The following is an 18,121-nucleotide window of genomic DNA, read 5'->3' on the forward strand; positions in this document are numbered from 1 at the left end:
AGCTAGGGGACTTTATAAAATGGGAACAAATCAGTTGTTAAATGCCGATGTCAATGGGTCATTTAACATCATTAGAAAAGTAATTCCTGATGTCATTGACCAGGGAATAAAGGGTTTGCCGTTTAATCCTGTAGTGCTTGATCCACTACGAATGACTAAGCTTTCAGGCTTTTAAGTAAGTTTGAGTAAGTTTAGTTGAGCGGTAATTCTTTAGCGATTCGGATTCCCAAGTATGCAGTGGAGGCACTGAACCTCAATCCTAAGGACGTTGTTGAATGTTCTGTGGAAAACGGAAAGCTAGTAATTGAGCTAATTCAAGCCTTGCCTGAGTTAAGCCTAGAAGAACTACTGGCTGAGGTTGTTGAATCACCGGAGCCGGAAGTGGATTGGGGACGGCCAATGGGAGAGGAGGTTTGGTGACATACATTCCAGTTGCTCCAGGATGTTCTCAGAAGAATTAAGCCGATTCTGTTCTGACAGGGACATTCTCAAAAGTCCCAGAAGAGCGATATTAATTATGAACCCAACCCAGATTTATCAGGTAGTTCGCTTCTAATCGGTTTCTTCTTCATCAATAATTGCTGATCGGTCTAATAATAATAAATCTCGCAGGCGATCGGTATCTAATTCGGTTAACCAATTTTCCCCAGCATCTACGGTTTGTTCCGCTAATTGTTTCTTGCTTTCGATCATCTCATTAATGCGTTCCTCTAGGGTTCCCGTACAGATGAATTTATGTACCTGAACATTACGTTTTTGTCCGATGCGGAAAGCGCGATCGGTGGCCTGATTTTCTACGGCCGGATTCCACCAACGATCGATATGAAAAACGTGATTAGCGCGGGTTAAATTTAATCCTGTTCCCCCTGCTTTCAGGGAGAGAATAAAAATCTTTGGTCCTTGGGGATCATTTTGAAAGCGCTCGATCATTTCTACCCGATCTTTTGTTTTGGTAGAACCGGAGAGAAATAATATTTCCTCGGCTAATTTTTTCTGGAGATGGGTTTGTAGGAGTTTTCCCCACTCGGCAAATTGTGTAAAAATTAAAGCTCGATCGCCTTCTGCTATCACTTCCTCTACCATAGCTTCTAAGCGTAATAATTTTCCCGATCTTTGACTGGTTTCTAAACTATTTTCTTTCAAAAAGTGAGCGGGATGATTACAAATTTGTTTAAGTTGCATTAGCAAGGTTAAAATTAATCCATGTCTCTGAATTCCTTGGGTTTCTTCAATTTTCTGGAGGGTTGTCTCGACTAATTGTTGATAAAGTTGTCCCTGTTCTTTTGATAAACCACACAGGACATTCATTTCCTGTTTTTCTGGTAAATCTTCAATAATAGTTTTATCGGTTTTTAATCTCCTTAAAATAAAAGGACGGACAAGAGAACGCAAATTATGCAGGGATTCTTGATCGCCGTATTTTTCAATAGGAAGGGCAAAACGACGCTGAAAAAAGGCTTGAGTTCCTAAAAAGTTGGGATTGAGAAAATCCAAAATTGACCATAATTCCGTCAGGCGATTTTCTACGGGAGTTCCCGTTAAGGCAATCCGAAACCCTGCGGGTATTTTTCGCACTGCTTGGGATTGTTTAGCCGTAGAATTTTTAATATTTTGAGCCTCATCTAAAACTAACCCTTGCCATTGTACTGCTTCTAAACTGGACAGATCCCGATAGATTAAAGGATAACTGGTAATAACAACCGATTGATTTTTTACCGCTTGAGCAAAAGCTTGACCTTTTAATCTTTTTTCGCCATGATGCACAAAAACAGACAGGGTGGGAGCGAATTTTCTTAACTCATGTTCCCAGTTATTAACCACGGAAGTGGGAGCAACCACTAACACGGGATTAACTAACATATCCTCTTCTTTTAATGCTAGTAAAAAAGCGATTAGTTGCGGGGTTTTTCCTAAACCCATATCATCGGCTAAACAAGCACCTAAACCCCACTTTTCTAGGAAAGCTAACCAACTAACTCCCTTGAGTTGATAGGGACGTAATTCTCCCCGAAATTCCCTAGGTGGGTTGATTAATTGAATCCCTTGATTGTTATTTAAATTATCAATTAATTCCTTTAATGCTCCCTCCGCTTGGAAATTGACTACCGGCAGTTTAGCAATTAGATTATTATCTCCTGAACTCAAGCGCAGGGCATCTTCCACCGAGAGATTCAGGGGAGTGATGGTATTATTTAAAATTGCCTGAGCTGCTTTAACATCCGTAGGTTGTAGGATTAACCATTTGCCCCCCACTTCCACCACTGGCGATTTTTTCTCTAATAACTTATCAAAATCTTTTTTTGATATTTCCTGTTCCCCTACCACTAATTTAAGCTGAAAGTTTAATAAACTGGTTAGACTTAATCTTTCTCCTTTTTTGGGAGTTACACTGGCAGCAATCTTAATTCCTAATCTTTGTTCATTACTACCGGCAGTTAAACCCGTTGGTAAAATTACCCCTAATCCCTGATCTTGCAATTGCCAAGCGATCAAGCGAATAAACTGATAAACTTCGATCGAATCAAGAGAACATTCCTCCGGGTGTCTCTGCTCTAAACTAATTCTAATCGGTTCGTACAATCGCGCCGCTAGTCCCAGTCCTTTTAAGAGAATTTCCTGGGGATTATTGACAACTCTTTGATAACTATGATAACTTTCTCTGCCCTCTAACCAAATCAACTTGGCACTAATGAGAAATTCGGGATCATCTAACGCTTGTAAATAATAGGTGAGTTTCCACGCTGTTCCTAGACTGGGAGGTTGTAAACATAAACAAACACGGTATTGATTCTCGATTAATTGGCGATTATTGCCATTAACTAAACTTTCTTGGATAGGAAACACCCAGTTATTATAAGCATTTTCTAGACGCTGTAAATTCTTGGCTTCTAAGGCAATGTCATGATGATCACCGCTTAAAGATTGTAGCCAGGGTTTCACCATCAATGAGGGGGAAATATTAACAGTACTATCTATCTTTTGTCGCAAACGAGCATCGACAATATTTTTTAAGCAATCGAGAATGATTGTTTGTGGTTCGCTATTTTCTTGATAGGCAAGACAAACCGGGGGGATGGTTTGGATAAACTTGGCTAAACGAGTGCGATCGATGGTACTATCTAGCAGCGGATACCAGCAACTTTGACCTTGATTTATTCCTGCTAAAAATTTCCCCCTTGCTAATAAATCTAAACTCCAACGGTGCAAATACAGCCAAAATCGTAGATCATTGCCGATAAATTCGGCCTTAGCTAGGGGTAATTTTTCCCATAACTGTACTATCATCCCCGCAGAAAAAGTTAATCCCGATACCTGCCATGGTTGCCAAGACAAGGATTTAGTTGTGGGTTCGAGAATTTGCCCTGACAGCAGCGGTAAAAAATATTTTTTCCTTGGGGGAGAATAACTAGGCAGACTGAGCTTGATTGATTCTGGAGAATAGCGATCAAGCTGAGGATAAAATTTCTCAATAAATTGGGCTAATGCCCCAGATTCTAGACAAAAAGGATGATTTTCCTTTGTTTCACTTAATTCCTTCCCTTGCCACTGTTCACCCCAAAGAAAAAAAACACTATCCTGCGAACCAATCAGCCAATTACCGTGTAGAGTAGTCATTATAAAATAGGGAAATTCCTCTAAAAAACCTGCTGTTGAAAAGGTAACAAATCTCGATTTTGTCGCTTCTTCTGACCTTAAGAGCCTCTAATCTCCTATTTTAGTGGACAAGGGCTGATTTCTCAAGCAAAATCTAGTTCAGCGATTAGCCCCGATCCCATGGTCATTATCAACAATAATAAATAGAGTTCTTTTTAAACTATGTACAAATCGATCGCCCTAACCCTCGTCCTCAGTCTTCCCCTTAACTTGTCCCTAGTTGGTTATGGGGAAGATTTAAACCACCTACAGCAATTATTATCCACCCGACAATGTCCCCAATGCGATCTAAGCGGTTCGGGGTTAGTGCAATCGAATCTAGTCGGGGCAAAATTAAATGGGGCCAATCTCGTCGGTGCTAATCTTAGTCAAGCTAATTTAAGTGGAGCGGATCTGAGTGGTGCAAATTTAACCAGTGCCTCTCTTTTTGGTGCTAATCTCACTGGAGCGAACTTAACTGGGGCAATCTTGACGGGTGCGGATTTAAGAGGCGCTTATCTCAACAATGCTAACCTCGACAACACCAAACTAGATACTGCATACGTGCAGGGTGCGGTGGGAATTCCCAGTGCCGCCGGTACTCCTGAACTATTCTACGGACTAGGAATGGTGGAAGGAAAACAGGGACGCACCAGCGCTGCTATAGAAAATTTTAATAAGGCCTTGACAATTAACTCGGAATATGCTCCAGCTTATCTGGCCCGGGCCATGGCTCACTATCGTCTGGGACAAAATGCTCTAGCGGCCCAGGACGCTCAAATGGCTTCGACTCTCTTTGAACAGCAAGGTAACACCCCCGGTTACGAAGCAGCAGAGAATTTTATTAAAGGCATGGAAATCGCCCTAAAACCGCGAGAACAAGGTGGTGGCAACGCTCAATTAGACCAAATGGTGCAGGGGATTGGTTCTCTGCTCTTACAGTTTGTTTTACCCGCTTTGGGACTGTTTTAGTCCTCGTCCGCTGGCTCTTCTAAATGTTCCGAGACCGCATAATAAAGGTCAAGAACATGATGATCGGCAAGACGATAAAAGACTCTCCGTCCCTGTTTTTGGTATTTAACTAATCTTAAGGCTCTTAGGGTTCTTAACTGGTGGGATACGGCCGATTCACTCATCCCTAAATCGTCGGCTAAGTCACAAACACATAATTCTTGTTTGGCTAAAAGCGACAGAATTCTGAGGCGGTTGGCATCCCCCAAAAGGCTGAAAAATTCGGCCATTTTTTGGGCTTTTTCGATTTCTAATCCCTGCAAGTGCTGGAATTTCGCCTCTTGGTGATGGGATTCCCCACAAACCGGCGCTATTTTCTCTAGGGCCATATTTTTTCCTGATCGGTTATTAAGGGAAAGTTGAGAAAGGGAGGTATCGATCGAATCTTCCATGTCGATACTTGTCCCCTTCTCCCCAATAACTAAATTTGACTGCAACAACAGCCCTGGTGTCCACCGCCTTTCCCGTCAACGTGACCATCGGCACAAGCTTGGCAACAGTAGTATTGATCGTTTTTTTTGATGGCATCGGCGATCGATACTTGACACTCACAGGATTTACAAGCACATTTCATGGTGGTGACAGCGATCATGGTTACTACCTCGGAACTTCTTTACTGACTTTAGTATAACATCTGAACAGATGTTCATGGATTGAATAAAGTTAAATTTTTCTAAAACTCAGACGGGAAAGTTGAGGCCGTTATCTCATACTAAATCCAGTTATTAAAGGCTGATTATCTATTTCTCCTCTTGCCCCTTGCATGAGTAGAAAACGGGTTTCTCCGAGAAACCCGTTTTCTGTGCGTTACTCAACGGATTTGGTATCAAGGGTAAGGTGGGAAGTTCTCCTTGATCAGTGATCAGATTTGAGTTTTCAGTTTGCATATAGAGCTTTTCACGTTACTGAGGTATCGACAAGTTTTGCCAACAAAGAGTTTAAGCCCCTTGCCCATGCCTCATTCTGATGAAAACGGCTATATAATATAATCTAAGGTAGAAAAAAGTTAAATACTGACTAAACTGCCCAATTATAACAACTGAGCCGACAAATTCTGATGTTATTAGCATTAAAACAACTAACTGTTACCCCAGGCGATCGCCTGTTGTTAACTTCACTCACTTGGCAAGACTATGAAAAAATTCTTGACGAATTGGGAGATCGACGGTCAATTCGTCTATCTTATAGTCAAGGAACTTTAGAAGCAATGACTCCTCTTTTTATTCATGAAAATACCAAAGTTTTAATCGGGGATTTTGTTAAAGTTCTCCTAGATGAATTAGAGTTAGACTATGAACCCGCTGGATCGACAACCTTTAAAAATCAACAAATGGATCAAGGAATAGAACCAGACGAGTCTTTTTATATCGAAAATTGTGCTGCTGTCAGGGGAAAAACGCGCCTTGATTTGGCGATTGATCCCCCTCCCGATTTAGCCATTGAAATTGATATTACTAAGCGAACCCGATTTAATAATTATGAGCGATTGGGTGTTCCTGAATTGTGGCGATATAATGGAGAGAGACTGGAAATCAATGTTTTGCAAGGATCAGAATATGTTGAATCTTCCCAAAGCCGACTATTTCCTCAATTTAATCTAATAGAAAAAATTCCAGAAACGCTACAAAATAGTCAAAAAATAGGTAGTGCAATGGCATTAAAACAATTCCGAATTTGGGTCAAGCAAAAGCTTAATGCCTGACTTTAAATGGACAACCAATTCAGGGAACTTTTGCCGATGATAATTTAGGGGTTACAGTTTTTGATTTAAGGCTGCACCTATTCCTATTGATCAGTGATCAGTTAAGTAGTCGGACATAAATTCTGTTGTCTATCTTAAGAAATGTAAATTGCCGCAATTCTTACTGACGACCGACTCCTGACGACCGACTCCTTACCCCACAGTTAACTTTACTTTTGTCCAACTACTTATCAGTGGGTAAGTTAACAGTTATCAGATGTGAGTTTTTAAGTGTGCAGTATTAAATAGAAGTTTCCTACTGTCTTTTTACTGTTTACTGTTTACTGTTCACTGATTACTGTTTTTAGACGCGGAACGGACTACCAGCGATCGCCAGCCTCATAAATTGCTAAACGTCCGACACCTAGATATAATCCGGGAGAATTGTCCCCGGGGGGATAAGCAGTAATTCCAAACTGATAGACACCACCATAATCGGGATTTCGTACTGGTTTCAGACCGATAGAAACGGTATTACCGGGGGGGACAGGAGGATCAAACATGACCGTGATCGTCTGAGTATTGGGGTCAAAAGTAGTGGATTTTAGGGTTAATTTTTCGCCTCGCTGATTGCGATCGCCAAGAAAAGCAAAGGTTTGATCAACAAGAAAAGCAATAGTTTGAATATTAGGCTGCTGTTGTATAGTTACTTTGCCCAAGGGCGCCCCGAGAGACGGCGGCAGAGCGATGGTAAGATAGTATTTTGCTCCCCAAGCACGCACGGATTGGAAAGTAGCGGAGAAATTAACCAGAGTGGGAGAACTCTCAAAAAATATTCTGCCATCGGGAAATTGTCCTGCGAGAGAGACAGAAGCATCAAAAGTGAGTATAGCAATCAAAGCCAGCTTATACAGACTTTCAATCTGTTTTAAAGGCAAAAAAGGAATTTTCAAGGTAAAAGCTACTATAGAATATTGATTGTCAAGGGGAATTATAGCAAATTCACTTAACCCCAAACCTTTGCCATTATCAGTGATCAGTGATCAGCTTTTTTCTCCCCACTTCCCCAACACCCCACACCCCACACCCCACTTCATAATTTATAATTCATAATTTATAATTCATAATTTATAATTCATAATTTATAATTTATAATTCATAATTCATAATTCCCCAACCCCCAACTTGCAATGTATCTCGAACACCTGCACCTTCACAGTTTTAGAAATTATGCCGAACAGTTGCTAAAATTCGAGTCCAAAAAAACAATATTATTGGGCAATAATGCTCAGGGAAAATCCAATTTACTAGAAGCGATCGAACTTTTAGCCACTCTCAAGAGTCATCGAGTCAGCAAGGATCGGGATCTAGTGCTAGAATCGGACTCAGAGGCGAGAATTTTTGCTAGGGTTAATCGTCTTTATGGCGCATCAGAATTAAGTTTAATTCTCCGTTCTTCCGGTCGTCGCACCGTGATCCGTGACCGTCAACCCCTGCGCCGTCATCTCGATTTTTTGGGCGTGATTAATGCGGTACAATTTTCTAGTCTCGATCTGGATTTAGTGCGCGGTGGTCCAGAAGCTCGCCGAGATTGGTTAGATACTTTATTAATTCAATTAGAACCCCTATACGTTCATATTTTACAGCAATATAATCAGGTTTTACGACAAAGAAATGCCCTCTTAAAAGAGATTCGTAAACAGGAATTAGAGGGAAAAGTTTATGGGGATTTATCCCAACTAAAACTCTGGGATTTACAACTAGCAGAAACAGGTTCAAGAGTTACGAGAAGAAGGGCGCGAGTCCTGCAAAGATTAATTCCTTTAGCCCAAAAATGGCACGAAAGTATTAGCGGAAAAACCGAATATCTAGAATTACAATATATTCCCAATGTGCCTTGGGTAGAAGATGATGTCAATGGGGTACAAAAGGCTTTTTTAGATAAGATTGAAACCCGTCGTTTGGCCGAGAAACAGCTAGGGACATCGGTAGTCGGTCCCCACCGGGATGAAGTGGATTTTTTAATTAACCAAAACCCCGCTAAATCCTACGGTTCCCAAGGACAACAAAGAACCTTAGTTTTAGCCTTGAAATTAGCGGAATTACAGTTACTAGAGGAGATTATCGGAGAACCTCCCCTACTACTCCTCGATGATGTTTTAGCCGAATTAGATATCGAACGACAAAATCAATTATTAGATGCGATCGAAGACCGTTTTCAAACTTTAATTACCACGACTCATCTCAGTTCTTTTGAGTCTCGCTGGTTGCAATCTTCCCAGATATTTTCTGTCAAAAAGGGACAGATTTTTTATTAGCCTATAGTCTCTCTTTGTTTTGCTCTTTGTCTGTACACACCCATAATTCGATCCCCCCTTAATCCCCCCTTAATAAGGGGGGTATCTGACAGTTTTCAACACCTAACTACTTAATAAAACAGGCCTGCGGCCTGTTTCACTATTAGCTTAAGAATAATCAAGCCTACTTAATTTCGCGCACTACTGGCTTACCGTCGATAATTTCACCGACGAGAATCAGATCAGCAACCCCAACAAATAAACCATTTTCTAAAACCCCCGGCATATTATTAATAGTTCTTTCCAAATCAGCCGGATCATCGATACTATCAAATTTAACATCGATAACTAAATTGCCTTGATCTGTCACCACGGGGCCGGCTTTTTTCACTCCCATGCGCAGGGAAGGTTTACCACCGAGGGCCTCTAATTTCAGCATCACCGGAGTCATGGCCATGGGTAACACTTCCACCGGCAAAAGAAAAGTCGATCCCAACTTATCCACCAGCTTATTGCCATCCACTACCACGACGAAAATATCGGCGAGACTATCGACAATTTTCTCCTGAGTATGGGCAGCACCGCCGCCTTTAATCAGGTTTTTCTGGGGATCCACCTCATCGGCCCCATCGATAGCGATATCCATCTTTGCGATGACATCGAGGGTAGTGAGGGGAATTCCGTACTTCCTAGCCAAAACTTGCGCTTGAAAAGAAGTAGGAACCCCGACAATATTGCTGATTTCCCCGCTTTGCAGTCTAGCGCCCAGATACTCGATCGCGTAGGCCGTCGTTGAACCAGTTCCCAATCCCACGACTGAATTAGATTGAACTAGATTAGCGGCGGCCTTACCGACCTCCTGTTTCATGATAATGACCGGATCGATTGCTGTCATGATGCACATTCCTAAAAGCGATGTTTTGAATCTCTTAGTTATCGGCTATCCCTTGCCCTCTTGTCAATGGAATTAGGGATTAGTGGCCTGAGCTGCTAACATTTCCTTGAGTTTAGCCAATTCATTGGCCCAACGGGGATCTGGCTGTAAAGCGTCACCATCGCCGGTAACTTTCGGGGTACTGCTGCTACCCCGTTCAGCCTTGCGTTTTTTGCCGCCGCCACCACCACCACTGGATTTGCGCGGTGCTGCCGTCGTCGGTTTCGGAGTCGGTCTTTCGACTTTTTCCGGGGTTTCTACGCTGGCCTCCGGGCCTTCTGCTTCTTCTCCTTCTTCTTTACCTCCCTTGCTGCGGGGGAGAGCTTTCTCGATTTTGATCGGGTTTTCCATGAAGGATTGACCGTTGTATTTTTCGATAAACTGGTCAGCTAGTTCATCGCTAGGGACGGTAACGAAGGCAAAACCGCGACATTTGCCGGTTTTGCGGTCTTTGATGACTTTAGTGGTGATCGTATCCCCTTCATCGGCAAAAAGCGCCTGTAATTTTTCGCGCTCGACGGATTCTTTGGGTAAATTACCAACGTATAGACGAACGGACATGATGGATTCCTCCAAGTATAGATTGATGTAAAAACTTGTGCGACATTCCGTGCCTGTATGCTGATTTTTTTAAGGCAAACAGAGCTAAGGAGGATGTTTCCCAGCGATAAGCTTGTAGTTTCTGCACGATAGCGGCTGTGGCCGTCAATTTTGACTATCCTTAACGATTTCAACGAGAGGGACGGGATCTAGGGGTTACGTTTTTAGCTTTTAACAGGCCTAATCATTCAACCTACCCGATTTATGTCGCTCTCTTCGATTATTACAGAATGTTTACACAATTTGTCAAATATTTTCTCTCGATCTGGGCTGCCTAAGTATAACTACTTAAGTATTTGTTCACAGTAAGCAAAATTTTCGGAAAACTCTTGCTAAATGTATCATTATATGCTTCTTTCCTTTTGGCGGCGGGGTATCCTAGCTAACGGGAGGGAAAAAGCAAAACCCTCTCTACAGATACATTGACACTTTGTCAAGTATTTGTTACATTAGTTAAAAAAGGTGATACCGATCACCCATCTCGCTTGTTATCAACCACTGTCTTCATCGAGGAGGAACACCATGTCTCAACCGATCGAACTTTCCTTAGAACAACAGTTCAACATTCGTTCTTTTCAGACTCAGGTAGAAAAAATGAGTCAGGAGCAAGCGCAGGACTTCCTGATCAAGCTCTACGAACAAATGATGGTCAGAGAAAATATGTACAAAGCTTTTCTCAAACACCAGTGGGGTCTAGATTCTAATCCCTGGGCCCCCCAGTAACTCATTTCACCCCTGCGGGCGACCTCTTTCTCCAGCTGGGTTTCTCTGGAAACGAGCTAGGGATGCGGGGCGCATTTCTTCACCTTTTTAGCTATTCTTAGGGAAGGATAACCGAATTGCTAGGGGTTAATTTATGTTCGAGCGCGCTTTGATCTGTACAGATCTTTTCGATGGTCTCCATCGTCTTGTCCATTGTGTGCCACACTTAGCCCTGAGCGGCTTAAAACAAGTTATCTTCCTCCACAGTATTCCGGTTTGGGAACAACCCACCCTAGCTGCCGTAGATCAAGCAAAAATTGACGCGGCCAAAGAAAAATTATCTCCAGCTTTAGCAAATCTTCCCGACGGTATGACAGTTATTGTCGAAATCTCTAACCGTCGTCCCGTGGATGCCGTGCGGGAAATCCTCGCTAATCACTCTATTGACGTGATTTTGATGGGAAATCCCATGCGCGGTGCTGTCCAAGAAAAATTATTCGGTAGTACCAGTTTAGCGATCGCAGGTATTACCGATATTCCGCTGCTGATTTTCCGACCGCAATTATTATCAGTTTATACTCGCGATGAATTGGCCCTGCGCTGTCAGCATCTCTGGAAACATTTATTAATTCCCTACGATGGCAGTTCCGACGCAATTTATCTAATTGAACAGATAGAAAAATACGCTCAAACTCGCGCCCCTAGCTCTTTTGAGCAATGTCTTCTCCTCCGGGTAGTGGAAAATATCAGTCGCGATCCCAGTGTCAGCGAATACCGTTTTAATGATGCCCGTCAGCAATTAGAATCGGTGCAAGCGCGACTAGAAAAACTCGGTTTGCAAGTACAGAGCGAAGTGCGACTAGGAACACCTGTATTAGAAGTTTTGACGGCAGCAGAAGAAAACGACATCAGTGCGATCGCTGTGGCCACCTGCCATCGTTCCAATATGTTGGAATGGTTAGCAGTGCGTCGGATTAATGAAGATATTCTTCATCAACTGTGGTTTCCGCTCTTATTTTTCTCCCCCAAGGGATAAGCTAGAAAAAAGATTCTCTTGGGGATAAACCACAGAGACACAAAGAACACAGAGAGGAAGACAGATTCGATCGCTAAAACCTATCACACAAAAGACAAGAGAACCGCAAAAATTTTGGGAAAATTAACTTAAGTAAGTAGTTATAATTAAATTAAAAATAGATTTTGCCTCTGATCCCCCCTGCCCCCCTTAATAAGGGGGGTGCCGATCCCCCCTTAATCCCCCCTTGATAAGGGGGTGTCTGACAACTTTTAACAACTACCTACTTAATTGCTCGATTAATCCGATAACTTTAGCCTTAATTTCATCGCGAACTCGGCGAAAAGTTTCCATGGGTTGACCATCGGGATCATCAATTAACCAATCCTCGAAAATTTCCTGTAAAACCCATCCTTCCGGCAGATTGACACCGCAACCACATAGGGAGATAACGGCATCGTAATCTTCAGGATTAAAATCCCTAATTGGTTTAGAAGTTTGGTCAGTAATATCGATACCAATTTCCCCCATAACTTCGATTGCTCCGGGGTGAACTTTGGCCGCTTCTAATCCGGAACTGGTGACAGCAATTTTGCCCGCACCTAAAGTTTTAGCAAAACCTTCGGCGATTTGGGAACGACAGGAATTTTTTCTACAGGCAAACATGACTTTTTTCATGATTTTAACTCCTAGAAATTTAATTAGGAAATAGGGAAATGGGGAAATAGGGAAATAGGGAAATAGGGAAATAGGGATTAAGAAACATCTTCCCCAACACCCAACCCCTAACACCGTTTTTTCTCTTTTTCCTTTCTTTCACTATAGCGATCGGTCAGATAATCTACCTGATCTCGCAGGAGAATGGTAAACTTATAAAGTTCCTCCATTACATCAATAACTCGATCTCGATAGGGGGAATTTTTCATCGTGCCATCCTCATTAAACTCCTGATAAGCTTTAGCCACCGAAGATTGATTAGGAATAGTAAACATTCGCATCCAACGACCAAGAATTCGCAGGGTATTAACCGCGTTAAAAGATTGGGAACCTCCGCTTACTTGCATGACTGCTAAGGTGCGGCCTTGGGTAGGTCTAACCGCACCAATACTTAAGGGAATCCAATCAATTTGGTTTTTGATAATGCCGCTAATATTGCCGTGTAGTTCAGGAGATGACCAGACTTGACCCTCGGACCATTGACTTAATTCTCGTAATTCCTGTACTTTGGCATGAGTATCGGGAACACTGCCATAAATCGGCAATTCACGGGGATCAAAAAAGCGCACTTCTGCCCCATATTCAGTGATAATTCTGGCCGCTTCTTCTGCTAGTAAACGACTGTAGGAACGTTCCCGTAAAGAGCCATACAGAAAAAGAATTCTCGGTTTGTGAGTCGATTGGATCATGGTGAATAATTATTTGTAAGAACTCAAGCAACGAGGATCGAGAAGGGTGGCTTTTTCTGGATCTCTGGGAAACCAAAAGGCGGTTTTTTTACAGAATTCTACCAACATTAACATCACAGGTACTTCAATCAATACCCCCACTACTGTCGCTAAAGCAGCCCCCGAATTCAATCCGAATAACATCACCGCAGTGGCGATCGCTACCTCAAAATGATTACTAGCACCAATTAAAGCAGCGGGAGCCGCATCTTCGTAAACTAAATTGAGTTTGAGAGCGGCCACATAACTAAGTAAAAAAATCAGATTAGTTTGAATAAACAGGGGAATAGCAATCAGGAAAATATGCAGGGGATTACTAACAATTAAATCGCCTTTGAAAGCAAAGAGGAGGATTAAGGTTAGCAATAAGGCAGTGATTGCCACAGGACTGAGATAGTGAAGAAAACGCGATTCAAACCAGGCGCGTCCTTTATGTTTAAAAATCCAGTGACGGCTATAGATACCAGCAATAAGCGGTAAACCAACGTAGATTAACACAGAAAAAACAATGGTCTGCCAGGGGACTACAAAATTATTAGCTGCCAGTAACCATTTACCTAGAGGAGCGTAGAGAAAAAGCATCGCTAGGGAATTGACTGCTACCATAATTAGGGTATGACCCTGGTTACTGTAGGAAAGATAGCCCCACATCAAAACCATGGCCGTACAGGGAGCAATTCCTAGTAAAATAGCTCCAGCAGTGTAGGAATTAGCTAAACTTACCGTCTGTCCTCGGATAATCTCCGTTTGACTCAACCAAGGCAGAAACAGCCAGCCGAGAAAAAATTGAGCCAGCACCACCATTGTAAAGGGTTTGATCAGCCAATTAACCACTAAAGTTAAAATAACTGGTTTGGGAGTACGGGCAGCCCGAAGAGCTTGGGAAAAGTCGATCTTAACCATGATCGGATACATCATGAAGAAAAGACAGATGGCGATCGGAATAGAAACGTTATAGACACTCATGGCATCTAAAGTCCGCGCTACGTCCGGAAATAACCGACCGAGGGCAATTCCCGCCAAAATACAGAAAATAACCCAAAGAGTAAGATATTTTTCAAAAACACTAAGGCTACCACCAGCTTTGGCGGCTTTAGGATTGATTTGATTAGTCATCGCACAAAGGTGGAAAGGGAATGATGGGAGATTGGGCAACCCACCTTTATTATTTCAAAAAAAGTTGATATGTCAAGGGTAAAAGCCAGTTATAAAGCTTTAATATTTCTAAAAATCTTGATTGGTTACTTATTTTCCTCGCAGGAACGAGCGGGGACGAGGGCAGCAAAACGACGATATTCGGATAGATATTCTTCTAGGAGAAGAAATTGAGATAGATTGAGGCTGTAGTAGATCCAACGACCCTCTTGACGACTGCGGACTAAATTGGCTTCTTTTAGCGTTTTTAGGTGAAAAGATAATTTAGATTGTGCGATATCAAGATGGTCGCGCAATTCACAGACGCATAATTCCTGATGTCGCAACAGTTGCAGAATTTGCAGCCGTAGGGGGTCCGAGAGTGCCTGAAAACCAGTGTAAATCTGGGTTAACGAGTCGGGAGATGTGGCCAGAGAGTTGAACATTGAGATGGTCCCTCGGTGGGAAGGAAATAGGAAAGCGGGAAAATTCAGAATTGCAACAAAACTTTATGTATTTTTGTATCGAATCAGGAAAACCAGCGAATCATCCCCTGTATGATAGACAATGGTTTTGACCAGAGACAATGGTTTTGACCAGATTAGCCTTTTAAATCATTGTAAACAGGTTAGGAGACATCATGGAATTATTTGCGGCTCTCAATTTAGAACCCATTTTTCAACTCACCTTCGTGGCGCTAATCATGTTAGCTGGCCCCTTTGTCATTTTCCTACTAGCTTTTCGTGGTGGCGACCTATAAAAACCGCCTCTCCCCAATTGTTATTCGTGCTTTTTTTGACTTCTCTCCTCTTTAGGGAGAGATTTTTTGTCTAAAACCCAGTTATCAGTTATCAGTCATCAGTTATCAGATGTGAGTTTTCAGTTATCATACTAAATCTGGTTATTAAAAACTGATTATTTATTCCCCCTCTTGCATGAGTGCCTCTCCTGATATGTAGCCTATACTATATGAATCAGTGTTATATTGGTAGCCAGGATGTGGGAAAAAGGCAAAGAAACGGTAAAGAGAATGAAGTTTATTCACTGGAAAAAGCAGCAGTTATTGATGATTTTTGTCCTAGCGCTGGCAATTTCAGTCGCGTGGGGGACAATTTTGCCTGTTTTTACTCAAAAGCCTCCTGCACCTAATCCTTGTAACGAACTTAGGGGAAAGATTCAAAATCGGGCAAAAAAAGATGCAGAAGCTGACCGGTTGAATTTTTTCAATACTGATAAAAAGAAAAAGACAATTGGTGATATTTTAAATTTGTATAAAGAGGCAAATTCTCAAGCTTCTTGTTTTCCACAGGCTCAATTATGGGATATCTATGAACAACAATATGATATTAATAAATATCCTACCTGGATACCTTGGCCTTTTATTGTTGTTGTTTCTTTTATTCTTGTGGTTTTGGGGGCTTTTATTGGTGATAACTTAAAAAAATGGCTCAATCAGTCTTTAGATGCGATTAGTAAATGGATTTATAAAACCTTCGCTGGAACACCCTTATTTGAAAATATTGCTCTTAAAAAGTATCGACAGGCATTAATTGATAAATATCAAAAACTTAATATACCTTTTCGTCCTCATCGTCCCCTAGAAATGCGGGAGATTTATGTTTCTTTGAAAGCTTTTAAAGCGAGCGATCGCTCTTTAATTGAAGCAGAAAATGCGGTGCAAAAATACCGCCGCTTAGTGGTTAAAGGTGCGCCTGGTTCGGGAAAGTCGATGTTATTAAAGTATCTAGCACTTTCCTATTCAGAAGGACGATTGAAAAATTTATCGGATCGTCCCGTGCCAATTTTACTAGAATTGAACCGCCTCAATGAGGCTAATTTGACAGTAGAAAAGTTAGAACAACAGTTAGTAGAAGCTTGCGATCGCCATAATTTTCCCAAAGCTACTCGTTTCATTTCTCAATGTTTAAAAGATGGGCGTTTGCTGCTACTTTTGGATGGGTTAGATGAGGTTAGTAGTGGCGTTCGCTCTTCTGTTGTTCGGTGTCTTAAGGAATTTTTAGAATTAGAAAAGTATAAAAAATGTCGGGTAATTATTACCTGTCGGACGGCTGTTTATCATAATGAGTTTGTCGATAATACCGAGGAAACTTTAGAGATTGACGAATTTAGTGATCAACAAATGCGCCGCTTTTTGCAAGCTTGGAAGTCGGAAATGCCGCCAGAGAAATCAGTAGAACAATTGATTCAAAACTTGCGAGCTAAACCGAAAATTATGGCACTGGCGCGGAATCCCCTACTGTTAACAATCATCGCCTATCTTTATACTGATACTCCCTTCGTTTTACCTCATTCGCGAGCCGAATTTTACACTAAAGCTACTGATGTTTTATTAGAATTGCGCGATCAAGAAAGAAATATCCCTAATCAATATAGTGGTGTCAACAAGCGGCGAGTTCTGCAACATTTAGCACTCTATGCTCAGAATAGCACTAATCGACAACAGCAAGATCGCCGCAGGGTGCATCCCACTTAGGAATGAGCATAAATACTCAGAAGGCAGGAGCGATTGAGATAAGCACATCGCAGACGGAGAATAGGGGAAACATTCTCTCGTTTCCAGCTTGCTCCTGACAGCTTAACCCGAGCACCGACCTGTTTAATCTTAGATTCGACATCCCCTGAACCGATAGGAATGCCCAATTGTTGATACTGCTCATAGCAAGGAATTCGCTGACGATGCTTATTCAAATAGGCTTGGAAATTGACCGCACGTTTATTCTTGAGACAGTCAAATTCAGCCATAGCGGCATCAACCCAGCCATGCCAAAGTAAATTTTCTACCCCTTCTAGACGCTTGAGAGAGCCTCCCACCTTATAGAGATTTTCCTTGAGATGATACCAATCTAAGACTTCTCGCTTGATCGCCACTTGATTTGTGCCTAGGGTCTTGATTACGTTCCAAACTCCATCATGACCATCGCCTAAACAAGTCAAAATGGGTGACAATGGTTGAGACTTGCTCCAATCCGTTAATGCGACCGGGTCTTGGAAAAAAGCTTCACAGATATTGTCATGTAGGCTCACTAACTTGTAATCTCGCCACTGTCCCCCTTCGTTTTTCTCTCCTCGCAGACAGATTTTTCCTCCATCCACACTGACTCCCTCACTGGGGACTTGCGCTTGGGTTAGGGGCAATTCCGTGCGCCCGACGAGTCGATGCAGGGTGCTATGTCCTACCTTAATGCCCATCAACTCTAATAAATCCTCTTCTGCCTGTTGATAGGAAGTTTTTGCACAAGCTCGCAGACAACATTTCCTTAAGTTTGGGCTGATGGGGGTTTTCCCTTCTAATCCTAGTTTTCGCGCTTGTTTCTGACTTATTTCCACCTCTCCTATTATACTTTTGACTTTTCTCGTTTTTCCTGAGAGTTTTTCTGCTCCTTCTGAAAAAAAAATTCCCCTATGATCGGCCCGACAACCTCCATCATCTGATTCCTGAGTTCTAGCTCGATACTTTCAAAGCTGTTGAGCTTTTCTGGTTCTGTATATTTTCGGAGGATTCTGGCTGTCTCGGTTAGATATATTTCTACTTGCGCTTTTTCTTCTGGAGGGATGTTTAACATGAAATTTTTCCGATTTTTTCTCTCTATTCTCTCATAATTCTCTCAATGAGTATTTATACTCGCTCTTAAGTGGGATGCACCCATC

General features: G+C 42.0%; 19 protein-coding genes and 1 pseudogene. 8 read left to right on the plus strand and 12 right to left on the minus strand.

Annotated features, from left to right (window positions below; all coding sequences use genetic code 11):
• The first annotated feature begins 195 nt into the window (after nt 1-195).
• Entirely contained in the window at nt 196-420 is a 225-nt protein-coding gene (locus tag O9324_RS01515; protein WP_288139295.1) for an AbrB/MazE/SpoVT family DNA-binding domain-containing protein, read from the plus strand.
• A gap of 132 nt (nt 421-552) precedes the next feature.
• Here the strand turns inward: O9324_RS01515 and O9324_RS01520 are convergent, their stop codons facing one another.
• Nucleotides 553-3,615, minus strand: a complete 3,063-nt coding sequence (locus O9324_RS01520) for a sll1366 family intein-prone helicase (protein ID WP_288139296.1) — start codon at nt 3,613-3,615, stop codon at nt 553-555.
• Nucleotides 3,616-3,816: 201 nt separating this feature from the next.
• Here O9324_RS01520 and O9324_RS01525 point away from each other — a divergent pair, with 201 nt between their 5' ends.
• Complete coding sequence (locus O9324_RS01525) at nt 3,817-4,605, plus strand: pentapeptide repeat-containing protein (protein WP_287629084.1); 789 nt, start codon at nt 3,817-3,819, stop codon at nt 4,603-4,605.
• On the opposite strand, the gene O9324_RS01530 is transcribed toward O9324_RS01525, so the two are convergent.
• Nucleotides 4,602-5,036 (minus strand): ArsR/SmtB family transcription factor, encoded by a 435-nt coding sequence (locus tag O9324_RS01530; protein WP_002778737.1) that lies wholly within the window; start codon nt 5,034-5,036, stop codon nt 4,602-4,604. The genes O9324_RS01525 and O9324_RS01530 overlap by 4 nt on opposite strands.
• A gap of 29 nt (nt 5,037-5,065) precedes the next feature.
• Nucleotides 5,066-5,236: a metallothionein gene (locus O9324_RS01535; protein WP_287629083.1), complete on the minus strand. Its 171-nt coding sequence runs from the start codon at nt 5,234-5,236 to the stop codon at nt 5,066-5,068.
• Nucleotides 5,237-5,701: 465 nt separating this feature from the next.
• Here O9324_RS01535 and O9324_RS01540 point away from each other — a divergent pair, with 465 nt between their 5' ends.
• Complete coding sequence (locus tag O9324_RS01540; RefSeq protein ID WP_288139297.1) at nt 5,702-6,346, plus strand: Uma2 family endonuclease; 645 nt, start codon at nt 5,702-5,704, stop codon at nt 6,344-6,346.
• Nucleotides 6,347-6,705: 359 nt separating this feature from the next.
• Here O9324_RS01540 and O9324_RS01545 read toward each other — a convergent pair whose 3' ends face one another.
• Complete coding sequence (locus O9324_RS01545; protein ID WP_288139298.1) at nt 6,706-7,278, minus strand: DUF2808 domain-containing protein; 573 nt, start codon at nt 7,276-7,278, stop codon at nt 6,706-6,708.
• Nucleotides 7,279-7,515: 237 nt separating this feature from the next.
• Here O9324_RS01545 and recF point away from each other — a divergent pair, with 237 nt between their 5' ends.
• A complete protein-coding gene (gene recF / locus O9324_RS01550; RefSeq protein WP_288139299.1) occupies nt 7,516-8,643 on the plus strand; it encodes a DNA replication/repair protein RecF in 1,128 nt (375 codons plus the stop codon).
• Nucleotides 8,644-8,806: 163 nt separating this feature from the next.
• Here the strand turns inward: recF and rpiA are convergent, their stop codons facing one another.
• Both rpiA and O9324_RS01560 read right to left on the minus strand, forming a co-directional pair.
• Complete coding sequence (gene rpiA / locus O9324_RS01555) at nt 8,807-9,517, minus strand: ribose-5-phosphate isomerase RpiA (protein ID WP_288139300.1); 711 nt, start codon at nt 9,515-9,517, stop codon at nt 8,807-8,809.
• 72 nt (nt 9,518-9,589) lie between these two features.
• Nucleotides 9,590-10,117 carry an RNA recognition motif domain-containing protein gene (locus tag O9324_RS01560; RefSeq protein ID WP_002791927.1) on the minus strand — a complete coding sequence of 176 codons (528 nt, stop codon included), beginning with the start codon at nt 10,115-10,117 and terminating at the stop codon, nt 9,590-9,592.
• Between the two features lie 561 nt (nt 10,118-10,678).
• On the opposite strand from O9324_RS01560, the gene O9324_RS01565 reads away from it, so the two are divergent.
• Both O9324_RS01565 and O9324_RS01570 read left to right on the plus strand, forming a co-directional pair.
• Nucleotides 10,679-10,879 (plus strand): NblA/ycf18 family protein, encoded by a 201-nt coding sequence (locus O9324_RS01565; protein WP_002739006.1) that lies wholly within the window; start codon nt 10,679-10,681, stop codon nt 10,877-10,879.
• A gap of 133 nt (nt 10,880-11,012) precedes the next feature.
• On the plus strand, nt 11,013-11,894 hold the full coding sequence (locus tag O9324_RS01570) for a universal stress protein (RefSeq protein WP_288139301.1): 882 nt from the start codon (nt 11,013-11,015) through the stop codon (nt 11,892-11,894).
• A 258-nt stretch (nt 11,895-12,152) separates the two neighbouring features.
• Here O9324_RS01570 and arsC read toward each other — a convergent pair whose 3' ends face one another.
• From arsC to O9324_RS01590, 4 genes are all read right to left on the minus strand, one after another.
• Nucleotides 12,153-12,551 carry an arsenate reductase, glutathione/glutaredoxin type gene (arsC, locus tag O9324_RS01575; RefSeq protein WP_159297993.1) on the minus strand — a complete coding sequence of 133 codons (399 nt, stop codon included), beginning with the start codon at nt 12,549-12,551 and terminating at the stop codon, nt 12,153-12,155.
• Between the two features lie 107 nt (nt 12,552-12,658).
• Nucleotides 12,659-13,279 carry an arsenical resistance protein ArsH gene (gene arsH, locus O9324_RS01580; protein ID WP_288139302.1) on the minus strand — a complete coding sequence of 207 codons (621 nt, stop codon included), beginning with the start codon at nt 13,277-13,279 and terminating at the stop codon, nt 12,659-12,661.
• A gap of 9 nt (nt 13,280-13,288) precedes the next feature.
• Complete coding sequence (arsB, locus tag O9324_RS01585; RefSeq protein WP_288139303.1) at nt 13,289-14,434, minus strand: ACR3 family arsenite efflux transporter; 1,146 nt, start codon at nt 14,432-14,434, stop codon at nt 13,289-13,291.
• 125 nt (nt 14,435-14,559) lie between these two features.
• A complete protein-coding gene (locus O9324_RS01590; protein ID WP_002744139.1) occupies nt 14,560-14,898 on the minus strand; it encodes an ArsR/SmtB family transcription factor in 339 nt (112 codons plus the stop codon).
• Nucleotides 14,899-15,092: 194 nt separating this feature from the next.
• On the opposite strand from O9324_RS01590, the gene psb30 reads away from it, so the two are divergent.
• A complete protein-coding gene (psb30, locus tag O9324_RS01595; RefSeq protein WP_002736367.1) occupies nt 15,093-15,212 on the plus strand; it encodes a photosystem II reaction center protein Ycf12/Psb30 in 120 nt (39 codons plus the stop codon).
• 237 nt (nt 15,213-15,449) lie between these two features.
• A pseudogene (locus tag O9324_RS01600) lies at nt 15,450-16,928 on the plus strand (NACHT domain-containing protein); the annotation flags it as partial.
• Nucleotides 16,929-16,942: 14 nt separating this feature from the next.
• Here the strand turns inward: O9324_RS01600 and O9324_RS01605 are convergent.
• Nucleotides 16,943-17,869 (minus strand): ISKra4 family transposase, encoded by a 927-nt coding sequence (locus tag O9324_RS01605; protein WP_353851666.1) that lies wholly within the window; start codon nt 17,867-17,869, stop codon nt 16,943-16,945.
• Entirely contained in the window at nt 17,809-18,036 is a 228-nt protein-coding gene (locus O9324_RS01610; protein WP_185238929.1) for a hypothetical protein, read from the minus strand. The genes O9324_RS01605 and O9324_RS01610 overlap by 61 nt, the downstream gene beginning before the upstream one ends.
• Nucleotides 18,037-18,121: the final 85 nt, after the last annotated feature.

Origin of the sequence: Microcystis sp. LE19-84.1B (assembly GCF_027531875.1) — a bacterium.
GTDB classification, from domain to species: Bacteria; Cyanobacteriota; Cyanobacteriia; order Cyanobacteriales; family Microcystaceae; genus Microcystis; species Microcystis panniformis.